The 23661-nt window shown below is 47.4% G+C and carries 23 protein-coding genes and 1 rRNA gene; 3 read left to right on the top strand and 21 right to left on the bottom strand.

Annotation, left to right across the window (positions count from 1 at the left end; translation table 11 throughout):
- Positions 1–717: 717 nt before the first annotated feature.
- The 3 genes from GUA98_RS25820 to GUA98_RS25810 all read right to left on the bottom strand — a co-directional run bounded on the left by GUA98_RS25820 (position 718) and on the right by GUA98_RS25810 (position 3350).
- Positions 718–2238, bottom strand: coding sequence for an MDR family MFS transporter (locus GUA98_RS25820; protein WP_227780133.1), 1521 nt, complete (start codon positions 2236–2238; stop codon positions 718–720).
- A gap of 45 nt (positions 2239–2283) precedes the next feature.
- Positions 2284–2856: a GNAT family N-acetyltransferase gene (locus GUA98_RS25815; protein ID WP_193724843.1), complete on the bottom strand. Its 573-nt coding sequence runs from the start codon at positions 2854–2856 to the stop codon at positions 2284–2286.
- Between the two features lie 197 nt (positions 2857–3053).
- Positions 3054–3350 (bottom strand): hypothetical protein, encoded by a 297-nt coding sequence (locus GUA98_RS25810; RefSeq protein WP_095293227.1) that lies wholly within the window; start codon positions 3348–3350, stop codon positions 3054–3056.
- A 198-nt stretch (positions 3351–3548) separates the two neighbouring features.
- Between GUA98_RS25810 and GUA98_RS25805 the strand changes: the two genes are divergently transcribed.
- Positions 3549–4028: a GAF domain-containing protein gene (locus GUA98_RS25805; protein ID WP_193724842.1), complete on the top strand. Its 480-nt coding sequence runs from the start codon at positions 3549–3551 to the stop codon at positions 4026–4028.
- A 156-nt stretch (positions 4029–4184) separates the two neighbouring features.
- On the opposite strand, the gene GUA98_RS25800 is transcribed toward GUA98_RS25805, so the two are convergent.
- From GUA98_RS25800 to GUA98_RS25770, 7 genes are all read right to left on the bottom strand, one after another.
- Positions 4185–4976, bottom strand: coding sequence for a MerR family transcriptional regulator (locus GUA98_RS25800; protein WP_193724841.1), 792 nt, complete (start codon positions 4974–4976; stop codon positions 4185–4187).
- A 294-nt stretch (positions 4977–5270) separates the two neighbouring features.
- Complete coding sequence (locus GUA98_RS25795; RefSeq protein ID WP_193724840.1) at positions 5271–6695, bottom strand: aldehyde dehydrogenase family protein; 1425 nt, start codon at positions 6693–6695, stop codon at positions 5271–5273.
- 154 nt (positions 6696–6849) lie between these two features.
- Entirely contained in the window at positions 6850–7272 is a 423-nt protein-coding gene (locus GUA98_RS25790; protein ID WP_193724839.1) for a universal stress protein, read from the bottom strand.
- Positions 7273–7289: 17 nt separating this feature from the next.
- Positions 7290–8507: an MFS transporter gene (locus GUA98_RS25785; protein WP_193724838.1), complete on the bottom strand. Its 1218-nt coding sequence runs from the start codon at positions 8505–8507 to the stop codon at positions 7290–7292.
- 157 nt (positions 8508–8664) lie between these two features.
- Complete coding sequence (locus tag GUA98_RS25780) at positions 8665–9120, bottom strand: MerR family transcriptional regulator (RefSeq protein ID WP_153976802.1); 456 nt, start codon at positions 9118–9120, stop codon at positions 8665–8667.
- 173 nt (positions 9121–9293) lie between these two features.
- Complete coding sequence (locus GUA98_RS25775; RefSeq protein WP_153976801.1) at positions 9294–9656, bottom strand: SdpI family protein; 363 nt, start codon at positions 9654–9656, stop codon at positions 9294–9296.
- A 108-nt stretch (positions 9657–9764) separates the two neighbouring features.
- On the bottom strand, positions 9765–12134 hold the full coding sequence (locus tag GUA98_RS25770) for a heavy metal translocating P-type ATPase (RefSeq protein WP_193724837.1): 2370 nt from the start codon (positions 12132–12134) through the stop codon (positions 9765–9767).
- Positions 12135–12361: 227 nt separating this feature from the next.
- Here GUA98_RS25770 and GUA98_RS25765 point away from each other — a divergent pair, with 227 nt between their 5' ends.
- Positions 12362–12733 (top strand): ArsR/SmtB family transcription factor, encoded by a 372-nt coding sequence (locus GUA98_RS25765; protein WP_095362085.1) that lies wholly within the window; start codon positions 12362–12364, stop codon positions 12731–12733.
- A gap of 104 nt (positions 12734–12837) precedes the next feature.
- On the opposite strand, the gene GUA98_RS25760 is transcribed toward GUA98_RS25765, so the two are convergent.
- From GUA98_RS25760 to GUA98_RS25715, 10 genes are all read right to left on the bottom strand, one after another.
- On the bottom strand, positions 12838–13998 hold the full coding sequence (locus tag GUA98_RS25760) for an AI-2E family transporter (protein WP_095362084.1): 1161 nt from the start codon (positions 13996–13998) through the stop codon (positions 12838–12840).
- 303 nt (positions 13999–14301) lie between these two features.
- Positions 14302–15336, bottom strand: a complete 1035-nt coding sequence (locus GUA98_RS25755; RefSeq protein ID WP_153976798.1) for an LLM class flavin-dependent oxidoreductase — start codon at positions 15334–15336, stop codon at positions 14302–14304.
- Between the two features lie 160 nt (positions 15337–15496).
- Complete coding sequence (locus GUA98_RS25750) at positions 15497–15808, bottom strand: ArsR/SmtB family transcription factor (RefSeq protein ID WP_127540805.1); 312 nt, start codon at positions 15806–15808, stop codon at positions 15497–15499.
- 92 nt (positions 15809–15900) lie between these two features.
- Positions 15901–16482, bottom strand: coding sequence for an NAD(P)H-dependent oxidoreductase (locus GUA98_RS25745; RefSeq protein WP_193724836.1), 582 nt, complete (start codon positions 16480–16482; stop codon positions 15901–15903).
- A gap of 116 nt (positions 16483–16598) precedes the next feature.
- Positions 16599–17021, bottom strand: coding sequence for a MarR family winged helix-turn-helix transcriptional regulator (locus GUA98_RS25740; protein ID WP_153976795.1), 423 nt, complete (start codon positions 17019–17021; stop codon positions 16599–16601).
- Between the two features lie 142 nt (positions 17022–17163).
- The gene (locus GUA98_RS25735; RefSeq protein ID WP_153976794.1) at positions 17164–17841 is read right to left on the bottom strand and encodes an NAD(P)H-dependent oxidoreductase; all 678 of its coding nucleotides are present in this window, start codon (positions 17839–17841) and stop codon (positions 17164–17166) included.
- 230 nt (positions 17842–18071) lie between these two features.
- The gene (locus GUA98_RS25730; RefSeq protein ID WP_193724835.1) at positions 18072–18530 is read right to left on the bottom strand and encodes a DUF523 domain-containing protein; all 459 of its coding nucleotides are present in this window, start codon (positions 18528–18530) and stop codon (positions 18072–18074) included.
- Positions 18531–18587: 57 nt separating this feature from the next.
- Complete coding sequence (locus tag GUA98_RS25725) at positions 18588–19838, bottom strand: hypothetical protein (RefSeq protein WP_193724834.1); 1251 nt, start codon at positions 19836–19838, stop codon at positions 18588–18590.
- Positions 19835–20413 (bottom strand): RNA polymerase sigma factor, encoded by a 579-nt coding sequence (locus tag GUA98_RS25720; RefSeq protein WP_193724833.1) that lies wholly within the window; start codon positions 20411–20413, stop codon positions 19835–19837. Before GUA98_RS25720 ends, GUA98_RS25725 begins: the two co-directional genes overlap by 4 nt.
- Before the next feature lie 190 nt (positions 20414–20603).
- Entirely contained in the window at positions 20604–21338 is a 735-nt protein-coding gene (locus tag GUA98_RS25715) for a class I SAM-dependent methyltransferase (RefSeq protein WP_193724832.1), read from the bottom strand.
- Positions 21339–21504: 166 nt separating this feature from the next.
- Between GUA98_RS25715 and GUA98_RS25710 the strand changes: the two genes are divergently transcribed.
- Positions 21505–22860 (top strand): MATE family efflux transporter, encoded by a 1356-nt coding sequence (locus GUA98_RS25710; protein ID WP_193724831.1) that lies wholly within the window; start codon positions 21505–21507, stop codon positions 22858–22860.
- 671 nt (positions 22861–23531) lie between these two features.
- On the opposite strand, the gene rrf is transcribed toward GUA98_RS25710, so the two are convergent.
- Positions 23532–23648, bottom strand: a 5S ribosomal RNA gene (gene rrf, locus GUA98_RS25705).
- Positions 23649–23661: the final 13 nt, after the last annotated feature.

Here is a 23661-nt window from a genome sequence, read left to right as displayed (position 1 = left end):
TTCACTCGTAGTATATCCACATTTTAACACATTTTCTTATATTATTATGATCTGCGCTTTCTTAACTTACCGGTCCATTCGAATATACATTGCCAAAACAAATAAACAAACGTAACGATCAGTACATATACATATGGCCCTGTATGCCGAAAAGCATCCATCCGGAGTACGAAGATTGCGAATAGCAGACCACATCCCGTCCCCAACAGCAAATAAGCTACAATTACATATATCAACCTTATTCCCGATCGCTTCATTTTCATTGAAGCAAGCGCACGATCGACGAATAGGGAAAGAGGCAAAATGAGGAATAGCATCGTGGCGGCATTAATCAGCAAGCTTATGATCCATATATACCAAAAAGGATAGTAATACGTATCTTCTGCTCGTTCCGCCAAAGACAGAAATCTGGAAATCCCAACGTACAAAGAAATGATGATGACGGTCAGCAAGGCAGCAAATATTTTAATGGAAAATGGCACGAACCAATGAGGTTCAGTCCTTGGCTTATTCAATACACCTCAGCCCCATTCATATCAGATAACTCCATCCGGTACGGCGCAAAATTAAAGACCTACTGTAAATTATATCAAATTCCCATTTAGAACCAACAAAAAAAGCAGCTGATCACAGCTGCCTTCTTGTGAAAATCAATGCTTTATCTCGATTGTGCTAATCAACAAAGTATCGGTTTTATGTACCATATGGGTTCGATAATCACTTCCCGGCAACCTTGGCCTGTTTTGGCATTTCTGCCCCTGCCTCTGCCTCTTCCGGTACGATTAAACGTTTGCGTAATGCTAATGTAGTTAACCAGGATACGATCGCAATGACGAACATGATGACAAACAGGGAATGCAAACTGCCTTCCAGCACATTCCGAAGCAATGCCCATTTATCATCGGACAAGGCAGCGTCTGTATGCGGTGCGAGCAGCTCATTCAGATCTCGTTCGGAAATGCCGGCATCGGCCAGGTGCTGTTCACTGGATAATTTCGATATCCGGTAATTCAACCATGTGCCAAATACGGCTGCGCCAATCGTTTGCCCCAGAGTACGCATGAACGTATGCAGTGCCGTTGAAGATCCGCGTTCCTGATATCCCACAGAGGACTGTGCAATGATGGTGAATATCGTAAACGCAAATCCAAAGCCAAGTCCATAAATAAAGGTCAAAATAAACAGCACGGCCTGCGGGGATGTTCCCCCAACCAGGAACAGCCCTCCCGAGCCGATCGCGATTCCGGTCAATCCAATGAGTGCAGTCAGACGTGACCCAATTTTCATCAACAGACGACCTGCCAAAACGCTACCGATTAACCAGCCTACAGACATCGGCGCGAGCAGCAGTCCGGATTCAGTCGCGTTGCCTCCGCGAACACCCTGTACCCATAACGGCAAATAACTGGTCAGGCCGATCATCAACGTGCTGGTGAGCAGTCCCGCAATATTGGCAACACGGATGTCCCGTATACGGAACAGATGCAGTGGAACCATCGGCGCCTGGGCTCTTTTCTCAACGACAAAGAATAAGATCATGAATACAACAGCAACTGCACTCAGCCCCAAAATGAGCGGAGAGCTCCAGGCATAATACTGCCCGCCTGCTGACAACACAAAGAGTAATGCCGTTATGCCCACCGTGAAGGTCAGCGCACCGACGTAGTCGATTTTGGCAGTACGAGGTGAGATGTCTTCCTTCAAATAACGAAATACGAACCACATGGCAAGCAGGCCAAATGGCACGTTGAATCCAAAAATCCACTGCCAACCGAGATTATCGACAAAGTAACCGCCAAGCAGCGGCCCTGCCAGGGAAGATATGCCCCACACCGAGCTGATCCAGCCCTGAATTTTGCCTCGTTCTTCAATTCGGTAAATGTCTCCAATAATCGTAAACGTAACAGGCACAACCGCTCCTGCTCCAATCCCCTGAATGGCACGGAAAATAATCAGCTGCTCCATATTCTGTGAGAAGCAGCATAGCAATGAACCGAGCAAAAACAATGCACAGCCAATCAGGAAGACGGGCTTTCGGCCGTAAAGATCACTGATCTTGCCAAAAATCGGCGTGCTGACAGCCATCGTGAGCAGATATGCGGTAAAGATCCAGCTAAGCAGCTGCACACTTCCCAGCTCACTGACAATCGTTGGCCCCGCCGGACCAATGACCGTTCCTTCGATCGCTGACAAAAAGGTGGCCAGCAACAATCCCGCCAAGATGAAACTGCGTTTCAAACCTCCGGTTGTATTCACACAAACCCTTCTCTCTTTGTTCTCTGTTTATTTACGGTGCCTGCGCAGCCACTCATCGTACAGCAGGGAGTACATCACCATATCCTTATACCCTGTTGACGTATGCTGTACCTGGCGAAGCAGACCTTCCCGCGTGAAGCCTTGGTTGATTAGAAACTCTCCGGAAGCGGCATTTCGTGGGTCGACCAATGCTTCAATCCGGTTAAGCCCCATGGTCTCATACCCGAAAGGCAGCATCACCGAGAAGACTTCGGTCATATATCCATGCCGCCAGTAGTCACGACCCAGCTCGTAACCAATCTCTCCGCGGAATGCGCCTTCAAGCTGCCAGGTATTGTATCCACAGCTTCCGATAAGACGGCCAGTTTCCTTCAGCTCAATGCCCCAGCGAATCGCCTCCTCTTCCCCTGCCATATGATTAAGCAACCCAATCATATCCGCAGCTTCACTTGTCCCGATCATCGGCGCCAGATTCATATAGCGGGTCACCTCCCGGTCTGACCAGTATGCGAACATCTGAGCCGCATCCCGGCGGCGCATTTTGCGCAGACGAAGTCGTGCTGTCTCGAGTTCGGGAATTCTCCCTTTGGATTTATACATGAAAAGACACTCCGATCCGATCCATCTCTGCAGACCATAAGATTCAATAGTCATCTAAACATAACCTGCGCCGATTGGCAACAGTTCAGTCATCGGTTTTGATATCAAAAAAACCGGGCCGCAAGGGTCCCGGTCTTGTTGTACGTATGATTCAATCGAGCTGTCCCGTAACAGCTTGTCCTGCCAGAGTTTCATCTTCAGGCGGTTGAAGCCTTCTTATCTGCTCCCAGCAGCTCATCGCTGACCCGGCCAAGCACAGCCGTAATTTCCTTATACTCTTCAATGCCTGTCCCGGTCAGGCTCCACTGGTCGCCATGGGCGGTCAGGAAGTTCTCCTGCGTGAGGTGTTCAAGCTCCTGCTTGATCTCCCGCTCGCCAACACGATAGCCGCGCTCCTCCAAAAGGGGCAGTGCGTCACCAACGGTCAAATCCTGATTTTGGGCCAAATATAGAAGATGAATCCGTACAAAAAGATTCTGTACCTCTGCGTGCATAATCCAAACTCCTTCCAGGGTTATAGCCCTCCGTGATTGCTAAGTAATTACCCCGTGCGAGAAGCTGAGAAACAGGATGAATTTACAGGGGTTTTCCCTTCTTAATCAACATTCTACCGAAATCCTCCGCTTGACTAAAGGCAAGCACTGCACTATCTTGAAAATAAGTACCATTTTTGCTCGGGAGGGTGATTCACCATGTTTCAAGCTGTTTCCTATGAAGGAACACGAAGCGAGCAGCACACCGCCGTCCTGGGACAGTTAAGTGCTCTGATCCGCGATGAACCAAGCGCCATTGCCAATCTGGCAAACGCTGCGGCGCTGCTCAATGTATTTTTAACCGATACCAATTGGGTCGGATTCTACCTGTTTGATGGCAAAGAACTTGTTCTTGGTCCATTCCAAGGGCTGCCTGCCTGCATCCGTATTCCGCTCGGACGCGGGGTATGCGGCACATCTGCGGCGGAACGACGTACACTCGTTGTTGACGATGTTCATGCTTTCCCAGGTCATATCGCCTGCGATGCCGCATCGAACAGTGAGATTGTCGTGCCCATTATCAAAGACGGCGAATTATACGGGGTGCTCGACATCGACAGCCCGATCAAAAACCGTTTTGACGACGAAGATCGTATTTTCCTGGAACAGGCCGTCAAACTGCTCACAGAGCAGCTGTAATCACGGTTCTGCCGAAGGTCATTGTACCTATAATAAGCAGGTCGTTACAGCAATACGTACTGAAGATAGCCAAAAAGCACAGACCATTAGTGGTCTGTGCTTTTTGGCTTATGCCTTTACATCCATGTTCTGCTCGCCCATGGTTACTCTATGCATCTAGGCCAATTCCTGTTCCGCTTTGATCATCATGCCGTCTCGCAAAAATTCAGCCAGCTTCGGATGATAACCGTCGTACATTTGGCGGAAATTTTGATGCTCCACATACAGATTGCCCAAATCACGATAGATTTCGGCAGTAGGCGTGTAGTAATCCTTGACCCATTCGAGATGTCTGCCAATGATGTGCTGAACTTCCGGGGATTCAGGGGTCAGGCCATCTTCGATCGCCCGCTGCAGGTCCCGGTTGATTCGGTCTATTTTTTCCTGGGAATCCAGGTAATCTTCTTTGGTTTTGAGTTCCCCGTCATAAGATATGGCTGGTTCAGATTGTGCTGGATGCCAGTTATTCGTTATGACCGGTTCATGGTTCGGTGCCTCCGTTGAATCAGGCAGCATATTGTGATGCCCTTTTTTGACAAAACCCTGATACAACTCACGAACCTCAAGCTCATATTCTCCCTGCAAATGGGAAATGGTTTTGTCCAGAGTCTGGATCAAGCCATGCAAATGCAATGCTTTCTCAAGCAGCTGAATGCGCTGCTGCTGCATCATATGAATGATATCACGATGATCTTCCTGCAGCATGGAGCCGATCTCTTCCTGCTCCACTCCCAGCTCCTTACAGAACAAAATCTGCTGGAGCTTCAACAGCTCCGGTTTCTCATAATAAACTTCATTTTGGTCTCTACCTGCAAATGCAGGTGTTAGCCAACCTGATTTCACATATTGGCTCAATTCATTCAGACTGATACCGGACATGCCGGATACGTCCGCCATGGTATATGCCATTCGCAACACCTCCTGTCTACACTGCATGATGATTCAGGCTTATTCATACTGCTTTTTATGTTGATTACGTTAGGTACAAGATTGGAACAACAATTAATCGATTGTTTTGCGGTATGTAAAATATTTATACCCGCCTGATGGGATGTGAACCGGGGGTCAGAAGGGAAATCGAAAGTGTTTTCACGATTTCCTATGGATTGATATAAGAAAAAGTCCTGCACCAACTACATTGGGTGCAGGACCTTATTATTACTTCATGTTAGACAGGGCAAAACAACCTGTTTGCAAGCATCCTTAATTTTTATTGAACATGACAAATTTGAGTTCTGTCATTTCTTCAACGGCGTATTTGACACCTTCACGTCCCATACCGCTCTGCTTCACACCACCGTATGGCATGTGATCCACCCGGAACGTAGGAATGTCGTTAATCATGACCCCTCCAGCCTCGATATGATCAGCTGCATGCAGTGCAGTATGGATATTGTTCGTAAAAATACCCGCCTGAAGCCCATAGATGGAATCATTCACGTGATCAATGCCTTCTTGGACCGAATTCATCGTGTTAATAACAACAATCGGTGCAAAGACTTCCTGGCACGACACCTTGGCATCACGCGGCACGTTAACGAGTACGGTTGGACGCAGCACGCCTCCTTCGGCCTCTCCTCCTGCGGCGACCGTAGCTCCTGCCTGTTTTGCCTCTTCGATCCATTCCAGTGTCCGCTGGACGTCTTTGGCTGTAATGAGTGCCGAAACAACCGTATCCGGGTTCAGCGGATCTCCTGTCACGACTTGCTTCGCGGCTTCCGCGAAGCGGCGTATGAATTCGTCTGCGATAGCACTGTGTACATAAATGCGCTGCAATGAAATGCATACCTGACCCTGATACGTAAAAGCACCTGTCACACATCTTGGCACGACTTTGTCCAGATCCGCATCCTGATCCACAATGACAGCTGCATTTGATCCAAGTTCCAGCGTCACCCGTTTCAATCCCGCTTGACTCCGAATGCTTGTACCTACCGCTGGGCTGCCCGTAAATGTAATATGGGCTATGCGCGGATCGGATACGAGCACATCACCAATCGTTTTGCCTTCCCCGCTTACCACGTTTAATGCACCATCCGGCAACCCGGCTTCCTGAAGCAGGTTCGCAATATAGTATGCAGACAACGGTGTCTGCTCAGCCGGTTTCAGAACAATGGTATTACCTGCTGCAAGTGCAGGTCCAACCTTGTGTGCCACCAAATTCATCGGAAAATTAAACGGCGTAATTGCCCCGATGACACCCAGAGGCTGTCGCATGGTATATCCGATACGCCCTTCACCGCCCTTGGCTGCATCCAGAGGAACGGTCTCCCCTGTGAGCCGCTTCGCTTCTTCTGCGGCAAAACGGTACGTTTCTACCGTACGATCCACTTCCGCAAGCGCAGCCGTGATTGGTTTGGCTGCTTCCAGCGCAATCACTCGTGCTGCCTCTTCCTTCCGCTCTTCCAGCAGGGCGGAGAGCTTGTACAGGATGTCTGCACGCCGGTGAGCAGGCATGCTGCGCATCTCCTTGCCCGCCTTAACGGCAGCTGTTATGGCTGCTTCTGCCTCCTCCGCTGAAGCGGTAGACACTTCCGCCAATGTTTCTCCGGAATACGGTGCCTGAAGTGCTTTATATTCTACGGATTCCGTGGGTTTACCGCCGATAAAGAGATGTTGTTTTTTCATTATTGAATCCTCCAATCCATCAATGCTGCAGGTCTGACCTAAATAGTTATAGTGGGTCAAGTCCATGACAGAACAACCTTGTGATCGCAGTTATCCTTTATCTATTTATACACCACAGCAGAATCTTCAACCCAACCTTAATTATGGCAGAGTCCTATTTCACCGTTAAGACCGGGCATTCTGCATGTTTCAATACACCGTGGCTGACACTGCCAACGACAATTTCGGCCAGCACGCTTTTGCCGCCCGTACCCATTACAATGAGGCTGCACTCTCTCTCTTGCGACACCCGGCAGATCTCGTTTACCGGGTCCCCGGCAATCAGCAGTGTCTCATAAGGGATAGAACGTCCGGACAACAGCTGTTCTACCGGTGCAATAATATGCTGTCCTTCTTCCGCAATTCGTGCTTCGAGGTCTACTCCCAGAGCTGGTTCATTCAATGATACGGAAGGATTCACATGCACGATAATCAATCTGGCGGGATGCTTCAAACTTTCAGCCAAGTCAACAGCTGTTTCTAATGCCTTATGCCCATGATCCGACCCATCAACAGCCACTACGATTCGTTCCAGCATTTCAATTCCCCCATCCATTAATGTGTAATTGCTGCATCGATATCACGCAGATGTCTACGGCGTGCAAGCAGAACCACGACACCAACCAATACCATCAATGCGCCAAAATAAAACGGTGTTTCCGGCAGGAACCATTCCGACAATTTACCTGCAAGCCAAGGTGCCAGCGCACCGCCAAGGAAACGTACGAAGCTGTAAGCTGCCGAAGCAACCGAACGTTCAACCGGAGCAGCCTCCATAACAGCCGTCGTAATCAATGTGTTGTTGATACCAAGGAAGATCCCGGCAACGATAACAGCAACAATGACCGTTGTGGACGATCCCATTACTGTACCTACGGCCATAACAATGAGGTCAATCGCAAACAGGGTCAGCATCACACTCATGGAAGGAACGGAGCCGAATCGACGCTGCAGTCTTGGTGCCACGAATACAGACGTTATCGCAAGCATGAGGCCCCAGCCGAAGAACACATAACCAAGTCCGTGCTCATCCAGATTCATGACATAAGGTGAGTAAGCCATCAACGTAAAGAAACCAAAGTTATACAGAAAGGCAGTAATTGCCAGTGTTTTCAGGGATGAATACCCCAGCGCCTTGAACGGATCGGACAAGGAACTGCGTGTTTTCGGCTTGGCCATTTTGGGCAGCATAAACGTAATGCTGATAAAGGCAATCATCATCAGGACGGCAACGCCGAAGAATGGACCACGCCATGAGATGGAACCAAGCTCACCACCAAGCAGTGGACCTACGGCAATCCCAAGACCCAGGGCGGCTTCGTACAAAATAATCGCTTTGGCTGTCCCCGAAGTGGACAGACCAACAATGGCAGATAACGCTGTAGCGATAAACAAGGCATTACCTAGCCCCCAGCCTCCCCGGTAACCTACCAGGGCACCAACCGTATCTGAAGTTCCGCCCAGAGCAGAGAAGATGACAATTAGCAAAATCCCGCTAAGCAGCGTCCATTTGACTCCGATGCGGCTGGAAACAACGCCAGTAATCAGCATGGCAATCCCCGTTACGGCGTTATAACTTGTGAAGAGTAGGGAAACCTGGCTTTTGGATGCATGCAGCTGATCTGCAATGGCAGGCAGGATGGGGTCAACCAATCCCAGGCCCATAAAGGAAATGATACACGCGAAGGCCACAGCCCATACCGCCCGTGGTTGGGACAGTAATCCTCCGTGTGATGACGGCAGTTCGTCAGGTAATGATGGTTCTCTTTTCATACATGATACCTCCTGGTTATGAATTGGAATCTGATTGTAATACATGAAAATTTCATATCATTTTCAAAAGAAAATGAAACAAAACGGCACAAAACGACACCGGATTCCCGGTGCTTGCACGATTTCGTTTTTATGGAATTATAGATCACTCTCTTGCTTATCCGTCTTCCGGATGTTCCGTAATTTCATTCTTCTGTAATCGCTGAATCCCGTTCTGCACCCGTTCTCGCAATTCCTCCAGCTCTGCCTGTACGGCATGAATACTCTGCAGTTTCTGTTCAATTAACTGTAGTTGACCACCCAGCGTTTCATCCATGCTCGTGAGTTTTTCAATCCGATCCTTCACTTCGGTTGTCTGCTGGTAATCAAATCGCTGCTCATTCAGCACATCAGCCATTGCGATATACGTATGCAGTTCCTGTAGAGAGAAGCCAAGCACTTCCTTGGCACGGACGACCTTTTTCAAATAGTCGATATCCTCTCTCGTATACAACCGCGTGCCACCGTCCGTCCGCTGAGGTGAAGGCATGACACCAATCTCTTCGTAATACCGGATGGTACGCTTCGTCAAACCACATTCCTTGGCTACGTCGTCGATCTTATACAAGCTCATTTCCTTCACCTCACTTTTATATGTCTATAATGTTATGTACATAATTATATATAATTATAACGTTAACGTCAACGTTAGATTTTAATTGTAGCAACGCCATGAACCTCCATGTACACAAAAAGACCCGCTTTCGCGGATCTTCTGCTCCTTCTTATTTACATCCAACTACGATTCTATGATGCACCTTGCTCGCTTTGCTTCCGCTTCTGAGCATGCTGCACTTCCTTTAAGCGCCCTTCTACTTTTGTAAACAGTCTGAACGTATAGAATGCAACTGCAAACAGACTGAGTACGAGTGCCTGTACATCAGTAAACCAGAATCCAAGAATACCAAACACCGTAATAATGACCCCAAACTGCATCATCAGGTTTGCGCTGTAACGCTGAGCTTCGTCCCATAATTCGGGATCACTCATGGCGCGCGGGGTACGATAACCATATATGCCATTAATCTTTTTCGGCGGTTTTTTGAACAGCATTATCCCCAGCACGAAATAGCACACTCCGCATATTAACCCTACAATTGCTCCTGCCAAATTGTTCTCCCCTTCTCTTCAAACGTACCTCTTAACATGCCTGCAGCCATAAAAAAAAAAACACGGCTCTACGTATATACGAAGAGCCGCGTCGTTCGTTTCGAAAACTTATATGTTCTTCACGCGCAGCACCCGCATGGCGTTCAGAACGGCCAGAACCGTGACACCCACATCGGAGAAAACGGCTTCCCACATCGTGGCTATGCCGAACACTCCCAGCAGCAGGAAGATCACTTTAACGCCCAAAGCGAAACCGATATTTTGCCAGACAATCATTCGTGTCCGCTTCGCAATGCGGATGGCGCTTGCCAATCGGGATGGTTCATCCGTCATGATGACCACATCTGCGGCTTCGATGGCAGCATCAGACCCGAGTCCTCCCATGGCTACACCTACATCAGCACGAGCCAGCACAGGTGTATCGTTGATGCCATCCCCGACAAACACCATTTTCTCCTTCGGAGACTTGCCCGCTTCAAGTTCTTCCAGCCGTTCAACTTTGTGCTGCGGCAAAAGCTCAGCGTATACCTCATCGACTCCCAGCTGCTTTCCTACGGCATCACCAACAGCTTTGGCATCGCCTGTGAGCATGACCGTTTTGCGGATGCCTAGTGTCTTCAGTGCCTGTATCGCTACCGCAGCATCATCCTTCACTTCATCCGCAATGATCAGATGCCCGGCATAAGCGCCTGCTTCAGCAACGTGTACCACTGTTCCTACCGTCTCTGGCTTGGTATAAGTAATACCTGCCTGTTCCATCAGTTTCGCGTTACCTGCCAGCACTTCACGGCCATCCACACGGACTCTGATCCCATGTCCGGCAACCTCATCATATCCTTCAACACCTTGTGTACGGATATCTTTGGCCCAGGCTGAGCGAATGGATTCGGCGATGGGGTGATTCGATTGGGCCTCCGCGATCGCTGCGAGTTCCATCAGTTCACCTTCTGTACGTCCACCTTCCGGACAAATAGCCGTTACGTTGAATACACCTTTGGTTAGTGTACCCGTTTTATCAAAAACAACCACTTTCACATCATTCAATGCTTCAAGGTAATTGCTGCCTTTCACCAGAATCCCGTTACGGGATGCCGCCCCAATCCCGCCGAAGAATCCGAGTGGAATGGAAACCACCAGTGCGCATGGACAGGAGATGACCAGAAAGACCAGTGCACGATAGATCCATTCGGCAAATGCTGCGTCACTAAGCACGAGCGGTGGTACGAACGCAATCAGCGCTGCAAGAATAACGACGACCGGGGTGTAATAACGGGCAAATTTACTGATGAAGTGTTCCGTCTTTGCTTTGCGGCTGCTGACGTTCTGCACCAGATCCAGAATCCTGGATACCGTCGATTCTCCGAAGGTTTTGGTCACTTCAATCGTCAGCATACCGTTCTTATTCACAAAACCACTGAGTACATCACTTCCGGGCTCCAGTTCCCGAGGTACGGATTCTCCTGTAAGAGCGGACGTGTCCACCATGGAATGTCCAGCCTTCACTATTCCATCCAGCGGAACCTTCTCACCCGCACGGACAACGATACGATTACCGATGCGCACATCTTCCGGAGAGACACGCTTGGTCTCATCACCAGAACCGATCAGAATATTGGCATAGTCCGGGCGAATGTCCATAAGCGACTGAATCGACTTGCGAGAGCGGTTAACCGCCATTCCCTGAAACAGCTCCCCAAGCTGATAGAAGAGCATAACCGCTACCCCTTCAGGATACTCCCCAATGGCAAAAGCACCAATCGTTGCAACCGACATCAGGAAGTACTCGTCGAATACCTGACCACGAATGATGTTTTTGCACGCCTGGAGAACGATATCTCCTCCTGCAATCAGATAAGCAACGATATAGAGAGCGAGCTGTGCCCATCCGTCCAGTGGGGACCAGATGGCCGCAGCAAGTAGGGCAGAGCCGGCAGCAAGCCGGGCAAGCAGCACCTTCGTCTGTCCTGCACCATGCTCGTGCGAATGCCCGGCATGCGCATCATGATCATGTGAATGACCGTGGTCATGCCCGGCATGACTGTGATGATCATGTGCATGATGATGAGCACCGTGACCATGGCTATGGTGATGCGCCCCTTCATGATGATCATGGTCATGAGAATGACCTGCATGATCGTGAGGTTGGCCTTCCGCAGCAGTTTCTGTATGTGTGTGCAGTTGGCCGTCTAATGGATTTCCCAGCCCGGCAGAAGTCTGATTGCCGAGCGGGGGTCTCCCTTTTTCCGAGATGCGAATGTGCGGCTCAAGCCGCAGGACCTTGCGCTTCGCTTCTTCCATAACGTGCTCATCCATATCGGAAGTTGTATGCACCAGCAGGGTTTTGGTTACGAAATTAACGGAGCAATCCGTAATACCTTTAATTTTTTTGACACCATTCTCAATCTTCAGCGCACAATTGGCACAATCCAATCCATCCAGCAGCAGTTCCCGTTTCACCTGTTCCTGACCGGTTCCCATGTGAATTCTCCCCTTTGCAGTTCGAAGCAGCATGAACATTTTAATTGAAGTTAATATATGAGCAATCATTCATATGTTTGATTAACTCTATTATATGCACGCCTAAACTGGAGTGTCAACGATCGATGTTGATTTTACAGACAGAATATGCTAATAGTAATCATTTCGCTTTAGACGTTTTTTGGATATAATAGGCGTATAGTTGTTAGCATAGGCGGTGATAGGAAATGGAACAACCGGTTAAAGCGCCAGCGGATTGTGATGCGGCCTGCTCGGGTACGGAAGCGGACGTAGAGTCCATCCGCACTTCCCTTATAGATCGGGAGACTTCTTCCGAGATGGCGGATTGGTTCAAGGCGTTCAGTGACCCAACCCGACTACGTATTATTGATGCGCTGTTGCAGAAGGAATTATGTGTACATGATCTGACGGTGCTGCTTGATATGGGACAGTCGGCCATTTCACACCAGCTGCGTTCACTCCGCAACATGCGGATCGTCAAGCGCCGCAAGGAAGGCAAGACGGTGTATTATTCTCTGGATGATACGCATATTGAGCAAATCTTCCTGCAAACGCTCCAGCATATTAAACATGGCTAGGCGTAAGCCAGCCTGTTCAGACAAAGAGAACCCCCGTCTTTCGGCTGCTGCCGATGACAGGGGTTCTCTTTCGTTAAGGGTACCGTTTTCCACATGCAGTAACCCTACAGTAGATTGTTTTTGTTTGGATCATACAGACCGGAACGGCTCTTGAACCAATTGAAGATGTGGGATACACAGACCTTAAGCACCGCATAACCCGGAACGGCCAGCAGAATGCCTACCACACCGAACAGATTGCCTGATGTCAGAATGACAAAGATAATTGTGATCGGATGAATCTTGAGCGTTTTGCCCATGATCTGCGGAGAGATAAACTTCCCTTCAATCAGCTGTACAATCGTCCATACCGCCACCATTTTCAGCAGCATCACTGGAGAAGTCACCAGCGCCACAATGAGTGCAGGCGTAATGGCAATCGCAGGTCCCAGATACGGCACCACGCTGGTAAAGGAAGCGATAATGGCCAGAATCAATGCGTAATCCAGTCCAATGATCATATAACCGATATAGAGCAGGATACCGATACAGAAGCTCACGATAATTTGCCCGCGAATGAACGAACTGATCTGGTGGTTAATATCGTGAAGTACCTCCATGGCACCCGTACGGCTTTTGATCGGCAGAAACGACAGGATCTTCTCCGGAAGCTTCTTCCCGTCCTTAAGCAGGTAAAACAGAATAAATGGTACCGTTACAATGGATAATACCGTTTCGGTAAAAGCGCCAAGGAAACCACCGAGTTTGTTCCATGTGGAATTCAGAATCTCTGTTGCTTTCTCGGAGATTGTTCCCCACCAATCCTGCCAGTTCATGTTCACCGTTTCCTGGACCTGACTGAACAGCTGACTGCCGGTAAGCTCCTCGAACTGCTGTCTGACATTTTCACTATACATCGGGAAATTGGCGATAAGCCCCATAATCTGATTGCGAAGCACTGGAATGACTGCCAATACCACAACCGTCAAAATGCCGCCAATCGCGAGGTATAGGATCAGTATCGACCATCCACGCTTAATCTTCCACTTTTCCATCACATCCACCAGCGGATTCAGCAGATAGTAGAGGATACCAGACAGAATGATAGGCAGTACAATCGTCTTGATTAGCACCGCAACTGGATGCAGAACAAAGGATATCTTCGTTAGCACCATCACGTTTAATCCGACCAGCAGCAGAATCAGCAGAAATAGGACAAACTTGTTGTTCAGAAAAAACCGCTTAAACCGATCCGGCCAAATGCGGGGTTGTTCGGGTTGCTCCATGGGCATGTCTTCCTCTCTTATGTATCTGATCATGATAAAAAATAAGCTTTCATACGGCATGCCTCATGCACATGCGAATAAAGAAACTTGTACAAGCCAACATATGTATAATGCTCTTGGTTTATACGTACGGCTCTTTTAACCGTTTCAAAATAGACCGTAATGTCATTTTACCCTAAAAAATCAAAACTGCCTCATCTATTCATTGGTTTGGGTTCTTGATAAGCAAAAAACGGACCGCCTCTTGCGAGGGCGACCCGTTATAAAATTCAATATTCTTTCCTTGTTCATGTGTGGTTGAAGTTATGCCTTACCCGCCAATTGTGCGATCAATTCATAAGAATGCAGACGTGCCTGATGGTCATAAATCATGGATGTAATAATAAGCTCATCCGCTTGTGTCTGGGCAATAAAGGATTCAAGCTGTCCACGTACCGTCTCAGGTGAGCCGTTCACGGCAGCTTTCAGCGTCTGCTCCACTCCTGCTCTCTCACGGTCGGTCCATTTGCCTTCCATATCGGCTGGTGGTTGTACCAGTCCTGTCGTCCCGCGGATGATGTTCAGGAACTGCTGCTGCATCGTTGTGCCAAGCCATGCTGCTTCTTCATCGGTATCGGCAACAACTGCATTTACACCTACAATAACATGCGGCTCCTTCAGTGTGTCGGAGGGCTGGAAGCTGCTTCGATATGTTTCAAGGGCAATGCGAGTATAATCGGGCGAGAAGTGACTGGCAAAAGCAAACGGCAATCCAAGCCGCCCTGCCAAACGTGCACTGAAATCACTGGAACCGAGCAGGTAAATCGGGATGTTCAACCCTTCACCCGGCACCGCACGAACAGGTGCATGATAGGAGGTAGCTGATGCATCGAAGTACGCTCTAAGCTCAGCCAGCAATTCCGGGAAGTCTTCTCCGCTGTTCAGATCTTTGCGCAGTGCAAGCGATGTACGGCGGTCACTACCTGGTGCACGGCCCAGTCCAAGATCGATACGGCCCGGATACAGGGATTCCAGTGTTCCGAATTGCTCGGCAATAACGAGTGGTGCATGGTTGGGCAGCATGATACCACCGGAACCGAGACGAATTGTATTCGTGCCACTGGCCAGGTATCCGATCACTACCGATGTAGCGGAAGAAGCAATACCGGGCATATTATGATGCTCAGCTACCCAGTAGCGATGGTATCCCCAACGCTCCGCATGCTGTGCCAGATCCAGACTGTTGCGGAGCGCATCTGCAGGTGTAGCACCAACAACGACAGGAGCCAGATCCAGGATGGACAGCTTAACGTCGTTAATATGTTGTTTATGGGATGAAGCTTGGTTATCAGTAGTCATTATGAGAAGTTCTCCTTTGGTGAGATATATTTTTGTATATCCAGATATATAGATGTAAAAACACATAAAAATAGGAGTAACAGCCTTGTTCTTCGCCGTTTACATCCGGACGGAATCCCCGCCTGCTGCTGCATTCTTGCTTCCGTCCTGGCGTCCGGCTTTATAACTCGTGCTGTACATACTCGGCAAATTGACGAATGGTTTCTTCGTTGCGGCGATAATACGTCCACTGGCCCCTGCGCTCGGAGAGCAGCAGCCCAGCTTTGAGCATGGTCAGCAAATAACTGGATATGACGGATTGAGCCAATCCAGCCTTCATCTGAATGGTTCCGACACAGATCCCGCTCTTCCCTCCATCGGGATGCTGGGACAATTCCAGAGGTGAGAAATGCTGCTCCGGATCTTTGAGCCATGACAGTATCTGCCTGCGTGTCTCGTTGGACAAAGCTTTAAATATGAGTAAAGGTTCCATGGGTACGATTATACCCCCTTTCTTGTATTTTGCAAACCAAACAGGTCGATTCATCGTGCGAATCGACCTGCCAATTGTTGCATTAGTATTCGTTAGAATTTGGTGCTTACCGTTTGCTTCACTTGCTCCAGCATGGATTGATAAGCCGCATCATCCAGATATCCGATACTGCCAAAGAATAAATGATCCACGGACTCAATGCCTACGAAATCAAAGATTCCGACATCGGAGGTCATTTTCATGCCAGCAGTCATGCCAATCTGGTCATATATGTCACTAGGTGTTCCGTGTGTATTGATGATCAGTCCTTTTTTGCCTGTTAACAGCTTCTCGATTCCTGCTTCGCCTGAAGCATAAGCAAAACCATATGCAAATACCCGGTCAACGTACCCTTTCAAAATTGCCGGCAGCCCAGTCCACCAGATTGGGTAGATAAACGTAATTGCATCGGCATCCGTAATAAACTTCTGCTCTGTCGTAATATCCTGTGGATTCTGTCCTGCCCGCATGGATGTCGTGTCAGCTGCGCTCAATACAGGCTGAAATTCCAGGGCATACAGATCACGAACAACAACCTCATGACCTTGGGCTTCAAGTGCTTCTACTGCTGTGTTTAGAATGGCGCGATTGAAGCTGTCTGCGTGGGGATGTGCATATACGATAAGATGTTTCATAATCGATTACCTCCAGGTTATTGTTATATTATGCTGCTACATAGTGGAGCAATTGATACTTAAAAGACCAATTCATAGATATCTATGTTTTTACTCAAAAAAATTTTTTTCTTTTTTTATAACTTATGAACAATTCCAATCAACAGACTTTCCAGCTGTTCCGCTTGCTCATCTGTCATTCCACCATAGACCATGTCCTGAATCGTTTCCGATACCTGTTCAAAAATGGGCTTCAGCTGCTGTCCTCGCTCTGTGAGGCGAATCAATGTCACACGGCTGTCTTCCGCACTCTTGCTGCGTTCCACATAACCCAGCTTCTCCAGCTTGTTCACCAGCACGGTAACTGTTGGTTGTGTGCGATGGACGCGTTCAGCCAGCATCTTGATGGACAGCGAATCTTCACGATACAAAAACATCAAAATGTCACCATGGGATGGAACAATCCCCGTAACGTCATGCTGTTCCAGTTCCTGAACAATGCGTTTGTTCACATGATCCCTGATTCTTGCGATTAGTGCAATTGCATTATATTTTGGCATGTCCCCATTATACATAGATATCTATATATAAGCAAGCTTCATTTCTATAACGTTTTGTATAAGCGTTGGCATTTATCAAAGCAGCCCCTGCTACCTCCTTGATGTTACAGAAGATAACCGAGGCTTACTTCGGATGGTTTATTTACTCAATCCATTGTGTAATCTTGTCCAGAGGCTGCCGAGACTTCTCGCGTTTGGGTTCCTCTATACGGTAGCCGAAAGCCGCCATCATCGAAATGTCCCACGCTCCATCTTCCAGCAAACCTTCTTCTTCGAGAATACGATGCACATCCTGGTAGCTGAAGCCTTCAATCGGGCAAGAATCGATGCCAATAAGAGCTGCCGAGGTCATCATATTGCCAAGTGCAATATAAGTCTGTTTGGATGCCCAATCGAATAGCGTTTTTGGGTTCTCAAGCAGACGCTGGTTGTTTTGAAAATTCCCGTATGCAGCACTTGTTAACTCGAACACATCATCCGGCATGCCCTTGATCTCTTTGAGCATGTACTCCGCATAAGGGGAATTATAACTTGCATCTGTTCGGGCCAGAATCACCACGAAATGGCTCGCCGTTGCCAATTGCTTCTGCGCTCCAGAGGATACTTCAGACAAGCGCTGGCGGAGCTCCGGTTTTTGCACAATTAAAAACTTCCATGGCTCGAATCCGATCGAACTCGGGGATAACCTTCCTGTTTCGAGAATAAATTCGAAATCCTCCGCTGTAATTTTGCGTGAATCATCAAATACCTTCGTTGCATGCCGGAAATGATACGCGTTCAAAATTTCTTCCTTTTTTATTGTTTGTGTTGTAGGCTCCATGAAACTCCACGTCCTTCTCTTTTATTATTGAATGGTATGCTGACTCTCGGTGTCTTCATTATTTTCTCACTTGCTTAAGTATTAGTTTAGAATCTATAACCACAAATTAAAAGTACGCACATTATTGTTGCTCAGTATTTAAAAGTAAGTATTGTGTCGTTACAAAGAGAAAAAGCCGCTTCGAGAGTATGATTATTCTCCTGGGCCGCTTGTTCCATACCTTGTATGCTTTAAAATTGTTTCATGAATTCAATTTCCGAAATGACTTCATAGCCTTCTTGCCGAAGCAGAGCGGAGGTGACGCCTTCACCTTGTACCTTGTGATTAGCGAAGTGACCATCATAGATGGCTTGTGTGCCGCAGGAAGGACTGAATTCCTTCAACACAATGCAAGTAACGTCGAGCTTTTTGGCCCATTCCAGCGTTTGATAGGCTCCCTTAATATACAGATCGGTAACGTCCCTGCCACCTCTCTCCATCACCTGTGCTGTGCCTGCGAGCACATCCTTGCCTGTACCTCCGACAATCTCTGCCGGTTCCCGCGGGGTGGAGAATCCGCCGAGCAGTTCCGGACAGACCATCATGGCCTGCTCTTGAGCTACAAGCTCCTGAATCTTCTCATCCAGACTCGCTGTTCCGTTGTAACGGCAAGCTACTCCTGCCAGACATGAACTCACCAAATATTTCATTATGCTCTCCTTATGTTCAATTCCTCAGCTATTAGGATTGTACCATACGGATTAAACTTAAAGATCTGATATTGTAATCATGGTAATGCGTGCATCTTCTTCATAACGAATTTGAATCATATTGTCCATCTCTTCCAAGCGGAATGTTGCCATGCCAACATTGTTTGTATCCCGCTCAAAGGTATATTTATCAAGATCAACACCGAACATTTTTTGGATTATGGGCGCTGCATTCTGCCTGATTATTTTTTCATCCAAGGTAAGTAATTTCTCAATATATTGCTCATGATCCTCTATGGTGACGAAATCTGGAAGCCCCCTTTGAAAATCCATTACAGTATATTCATTGCTAAATCTCCCACCAACACTCCTTACCAAATAGCGGTCTCCAAAATAAAGGGACGTTGTTTCCTCAAGCTGTTTATCATTTTGAGTAAATGTTACACTTTTCAAAGCAGGTGCTGGCTCACCAGACAAGGCCTCAATCGTACTTCTCGCATTAGTTACCAAATCTTTGGACACTGTGTCGGTACTCACTGTACCAGAAACCGAAACTGCTTCATCTCGTGTCCACTCAATGCTGCCACTGCCCTTCTCATTTTCCAAAAATAATGTGGTGAACCATACAGGCTCCTCCTGACCCTGCTTCATCTTCACATAACGTCTGGCTGAGATCGGCTTCAACGTTGGATCACTGTTAATGCCTTTAAGAAGCCCCGGAACTTGACGCAGAAACCGGTGCTCAAGCTCGCTGCCTTCCATCTCTGTCCTCATCTCCACTTCACGTAGGTCCCCTGTTCCAGCATCCAGCCATATAAATGCATACTCTCCATCTCGTTCACTTCCTGCCTCCAGATATACTCTTCCGGAGATCGGCATGTGCTTCACTTTGGTTATGAGCAATTGTTTGCCAAGATAATCTCTCATGGTGATAGCCACGATTCTTTTCATTTTATTCGTTAGCAGGTTCATGCTAGGGTCATCCGAGAGCTGCAGAGCAGACACAGGATAAACTTTCTCTACAATGGGTTCCAGAACCTGTCCATTCCATAAGATAGCTGCTGCAGCTACTACCGCAACTGTTGTCACTACAACAACTTTCCGGGGACGTGAACGAACAGTGCGACGGTTCCGCTTCATAGTATGTTGTTTCTGTTTGTAATCTGGAGCATCATAGACATGTTCCTCACCCGATTTCATCCATTCCACCTGGCGAAGTACATTCTGCTTGTGCTGGTCTTGAAAAGGAGACGATGCAAACGGCTCCTTGCGGATTTCCTTTTCCCAGTCCTCAACCTTGAACCTCATCTATTTCTCTCCTCCCATTGTTTCCGCACTTTATCTTTGCCCCGTGATAATCTCGATTTCACTGTACCTGTACTGATTCTCAACATTTCCGCAATTTCGTTCATAGTGAGCTCATACTTCAGATGCAGCAATAAGATTTCACGAAACTTATCCGGCAGAGCCATAACGATATCCCATATCTCATGTACATGCTCCCTACTTATTACCTCGGCTTCAGCTGAGGGATGGGCATATTGTGCAGGCGTCATCTCACGAATATGTGAAGGTCCCTGTTCCGATTCGATCGGAAGCGTCTCCCCCCATAAACTGCTGCGAAAAAACCTCGATTTCCGGTATGTAAATGTCGTATTTCTGGTAATGGTGAGCAACCAGGTTTTCAGGGAGCACTCCCCGCGAAAGTGTTTGATCCCGGAGTATGCCCGAATAAATACTTGCTGTGATATTTCGTCTGCCTGCTCTGTACTTCTGGTCAAAAAGTAAGCATAGTTCCACACATCATTCCCATAGTCATCCATCATGCAGCTGAGTGTGTAATTGTCGATCGTCTGGGCCTGGGCCAGAAATTGATATTCCAACGGATGTTCACCTCACTTCATAAGACTGTATCCATTCCGGTTTGGTTCCCGATCCGATCATTTTCTCATTTCCTTTTTTAAAATTAAATAAAATAAACCAGCAGGGTTCCAACGACCTGAACCTACTGGTTTAGCCCTATCCAGGCTATGCCGCCTAATACTAACCATTCTAAACAGCTTTACAGATAGCTCATGCTTTAACAGCAGCGATCATGAGAAACATGGGACGGCGATTCTCGTCTCGCATACCCGGGATCTGATCCATCATCTCAGTTGAAGGTTTGGACTCAGCCACCTGCTGAATCACAAATCCCGCCTGAATCAGTTCATTCAGATGGGTTGCCAATGTCCGGTGGTACTTAACTACGTCCTGATTCAGAAAATTGGTACCACGCTTTCCCTCCTGATGATAGTCATCCACAGGCCAATGCATAATCTCACCTTGAGGCCCATAGTGCCAATCCTGCGCAGCACGAGCCGTGAAGATCGGATGTTCCACTGAATATACCAATGCACCACCCTCGACAAGGCAAGCATGGATTTGAGCAAACACCTGGTCCAACTGTTCAATGTAGTGCAGCGCAAGCGAGCTAATGACCACATCGAATTGTTCAGGGGCAAATTCAATATCTTCAATGGCCATTTTCCTGTACTCAATCCGAGAATCATCCGTCATTTCCCGTGCACGCTGCAGCATATTCTCAGATAGATCCACGCCAATAACTGATCTGGCCTGCTGCTCCCGTGCGTACCGGCAGTGCCAACCAAAGCCACAGCCCAGATCCAGTACATTTTTGTCCTTTAACTCAGGTAGCATGGTTCGCAGTTTATACCACTCGCCTGCCGCTTCAAGCCCTTGAGTAGAACGAGCCATCTGACTGTAGTTCCTGAAAAACTCTGCCTCATCATATTTGTTCTGCTTCATACAACAGCCCCCTTCTTTATTAATAAAGACCACAGTAACTCTACTACATAAACGATGTTTTTCAGGAAAAGTTGCCAAGCAAATTCATCCCGTGTTATTATACAGAACGAACGTTCAGTATTATTTATTACAGAATGAACATTCAGTTTATTAAATGGAGGTTATTATGAACACGAACTGGACGCATCCCCTCGAAAGGCAGTCCGTAGGAAAAGCTTTTGTAAGCTACCTTGTGCCATCCATACTTGGGATGCTGGTCATTGCTTTTAATTTTATTATCGATGGCATCATGGTTGGGCACAAACTTGGATCAACTGCGCTCGCCGGAATTGGTATTGCTTCACCGGTATACACCCTTTTCGTAGCAATGTCGTTATGGATCGGCATGGGCGGAGCTACCCTGTATTCCAACTATATGGGTCAAAGGGATATGACCACGGCCAAACAAATATTCACGAAATCAATTACGATTATTTTGTTAATTACGATGGCTATAGGATATACCGCATTCACGTTAAAGGACCAGTTGGTTTACGCTTTGGGCGCCAATGCAGAGACATTCCCCTATGCCGCTGACTATATAAACATCATGCTGTTGTTCGGGTTTGTCTTCACCATTGAAAATGCCCTGACGATCTTTGTCCGTAACGACGGTGATCCCAATACCTCCATGTACGCACAGATCACATTTGCCGTTGCCAATATCGTTCTTAATTATATAACTCTATATGTACTCGAATGGGGCGTGCAAGGTGTGGCCATCGGTACGATCGTCTCGGCATCCCTAGCCCTGCTTGTCCTGTTGTCTCACTTTTTCAAAAAATCCAATAACCTTGTCTTCACTCGGTTCAAATGGAATACCAAACTGTTCGGAACCATTGTTCTTATTGGTTTTCCCAGCTTTCTTGCCGAACTCGGCATGTCTGTCTTCTCCATCTCACACAACATTTCACTGGACCGGATCGCAGGTACGGATGGTGTAGCATCCTTTACGGTACTGAATTATATCCATGGTGTAGTTTTGCTCGCTTTTCTGGGGCTGGCCTCTGCTGCCCAACCTCTGGTTAGTTACTATCATGGAGCCAAACAGATAGCGCGTGAAAAACAAGCCATTCGCACAGCCTCCAGAACGGCTCTGGCTTGCGGTGTTATACTGCTGCTTGTTGTACAATGGGGAGCACCTTACTTCGTTCAGATCTTCGGAAGCTTCAGTGAGAGTGTCACAAGCAATGCCGTGTATGGTTTAAGAATATTTACTTTTGCATACCTGTTTATGGGAATCAACTTTGTCATGAGCACCTATTTCCAATCGATAGGGAATGCCAAAATGGCGATCTGGATCACGGCTGCACGTGAGATGATCATCATGATTGCACTAATTGCTATCCTTCCATCTCTCTGGGGCGTAACAGGTGTCTGGCTTGCTGTGCCTCTCTCTGAGATGCTAGTTCTCGTGACAATTGCCGTTTACTATAGGAAACGTACTGTTTCGGAGAGGATTGAGAGTCTGACTATTGAATAGATCCTAACTTTACAGTTAAAAGACCTGCCTAATCTATGGATTAGACAGGTCTTTCATATCCATATTCAGTTGAAGTCATAGAAAGCGTATTAATAAATTCAAATTTGAGCTTAACCCACTTTCCCCAACTATATTCGGATATCGAAACGGCCTTTGCTGTCCGTTGTTGCATCGAGCCCATACTTGTTCAGAATATGTTGAGATCACTATGGTAAAGTTAAATGATTAACCTGATTGGATGGTGCACGAACGAATGGACAAGGCATACTTCGAAGAAATGCATAAACTTGGGCATGATGATGAATTAAGATATCGGCTTCTCATTAGAGGCGTTAAACAATTATTAGAGAATCAGAAAAAGGAACACATCAAACGTTCCCGATTGCTCAATCTCCGCAAGAAAAAAGAGCCTCAGGCTGCTAACTGGTCTTAAACATATTAGAAGTGATAGAGGGACACGAGGTGTATCCATCTCTTAAGTAAAATTGTAAACGAATAAATTTAACTATTTAATCCTAACTACATATGTTCTTACGAATCCATTAGAAAGAAGGCACTATTCAAATAGAATAGTGCCTTCTCTTGTATTTATTTAATAGTCATTCTTATAATAATCCTACTTTGAATATAAAATAAAAACCACCACCGATTATCTTCGGCAGTGGTTCTTTGCTTGGCAGCATCCTACTCTCCCAGGACCCTTCGGTCCAAGTACCATCGGCGCTAGAGGGCTTAACGGTCGTGTTCGGGATGGGTACGTGTGGAACCCCTCCGCCATCGCCACCAAACGATGCTGCTATA

The organism is Paenibacillus sp. P13VS (genome assembly GCF_015143645.1).
Classification (GTDB): domain Bacteria; phylum Bacillota; class Bacilli; order Paenibacillales; family Paenibacillaceae; genus Paenibacillus; species Paenibacillus xylanilyticus_A.
The sequence above is the reverse complement of the archived record's forward strand: the minus strand, read 5'-3'. Positions and strand labels throughout refer to the sequence as shown.

Excerpts from the sequence above, each read along its gene's own strand:
- GUA98_RS25760 (WP_095362084.1), bottom strand. The coding sequence starts at position 13,998 with ATGGAGCAACCCGAACAACCCCGCATTTGGCCGGATCGGTTTAAGCGG.
- GUA98_RS25745 (WP_193724836.1), bottom strand. The coding sequence starts at position 16,482 with ATGAAACATCTTATCGTATATGCACATCCCCACGCAGACAGCTTCAAT.
- GUA98_RS25710 (WP_193724831.1), top strand. The coding sequence starts at position 21,505 with ATGAACACGAACTGGACGCATCCCCTCGAAAGGCAGTCCGTAGGAAAA.
- GUA98_RS25725 (WP_193724834.1), bottom strand. The coding sequence starts at position 19,838 with ATGAGGTTCAAGGTTGAGGACTGGGAAAAGGAAATCCGCAAGGAGCCG.
- GUA98_RS25805 (WP_193724842.1), top strand. The coding sequence starts at position 3,549 with ATGTTTCAAGCTGTTTCCTATGAAGGAACACGAAGCGAGCAGCACACC.
- GUA98_RS25755 (WP_153976798.1), bottom strand. The coding sequence starts at position 15,336 with ATGACTACTGATAACCAAGCTTCATCCCATAAACAACATATTAACGAC.
- GUA98_RS25735 (WP_153976794.1), bottom strand. The coding sequence starts at position 17,841 with ATGGAGCCTACAACACAAACAATAAAAAAGGAAGAAATTTTGAACGCG.
- GUA98_RS25750 (WP_127540805.1), bottom strand. The coding sequence starts at position 15,808 with ATGGAACCTTTACTCATATTTAAAGCTTTGTCCAACGAGACACGCAGG.
- GUA98_RS25780 (WP_153976802.1), bottom strand. The coding sequence starts at position 9,120 with ATGAGCTTGTATAAGATCGACGACGTAGCCAAGGAATGTGGTTTGACG.
- GUA98_RS25730 (WP_193724835.1), bottom strand. The coding sequence starts at position 18,530 with ATGAAATATTTGGTGAGTTCATGTCTGGCAGGAGTAGCTTGCCGTTAC.
- GUA98_RS25765 (WP_095362085.1), top strand. The coding sequence starts at position 12,362 with ATGGAACAACCGGTTAAAGCGCCAGCGGATTGTGATGCGGCCTGCTCG.
- GUA98_RS25810 (WP_095293227.1), bottom strand. The coding sequence starts at position 3,350 with ATGCACGCAGAGGTACAGAATCTTTTTGTACGGATTCATCTTCTATAT.
- GUA98_RS25815 (WP_193724843.1), bottom strand. The coding sequence starts at position 2,856 with ATGTATAAATCCAAAGGGAGAATTCCCGAACTCGAGACAGCACGACTT.
- GUA98_RS25715 (WP_193724832.1), bottom strand. The coding sequence starts at position 21,338 with ATGAAGCAGAACAAATATGATGAGGCAGAGTTTTTCAGGAACTACAGT.
- GUA98_RS25795 (WP_193724840.1), bottom strand. The coding sequence starts at position 6,695 with ATGAAAAAACAACATCTCTTTATCGGCGGTAAACCCACGGAATCCGTA.
- GUA98_RS25740 (WP_153976795.1), bottom strand. The coding sequence starts at position 17,021 with ATGCCAAAATATAATGCAATTGCACTAATCGCAAGAATCAGGGATCAT.
- GUA98_RS25770 (WP_193724837.1), bottom strand. The coding sequence starts at position 12,134 with ATGGGAACCGGTCAGGAACAGGTGAAACGGGAACTGCTGCTGGATGGA.
- GUA98_RS25800 (WP_193724841.1), bottom strand. The coding sequence starts at position 4,976 with ATGGCATATACCATGGCGGACGTATCCGGCATGTCCGGTATCAGTCTG.
- GUA98_RS25790 (WP_193724839.1), bottom strand. The coding sequence starts at position 7,272 with ATGCTGGAACGAATCGTAGTGGCTGTTGATGGGTCGGATCATGGGCAT.
- GUA98_RS25785 (WP_193724838.1), bottom strand. The coding sequence starts at position 8,507 with ATGAAAAGAGAACCATCATTACCTGACGAACTGCCGTCATCACACGGA.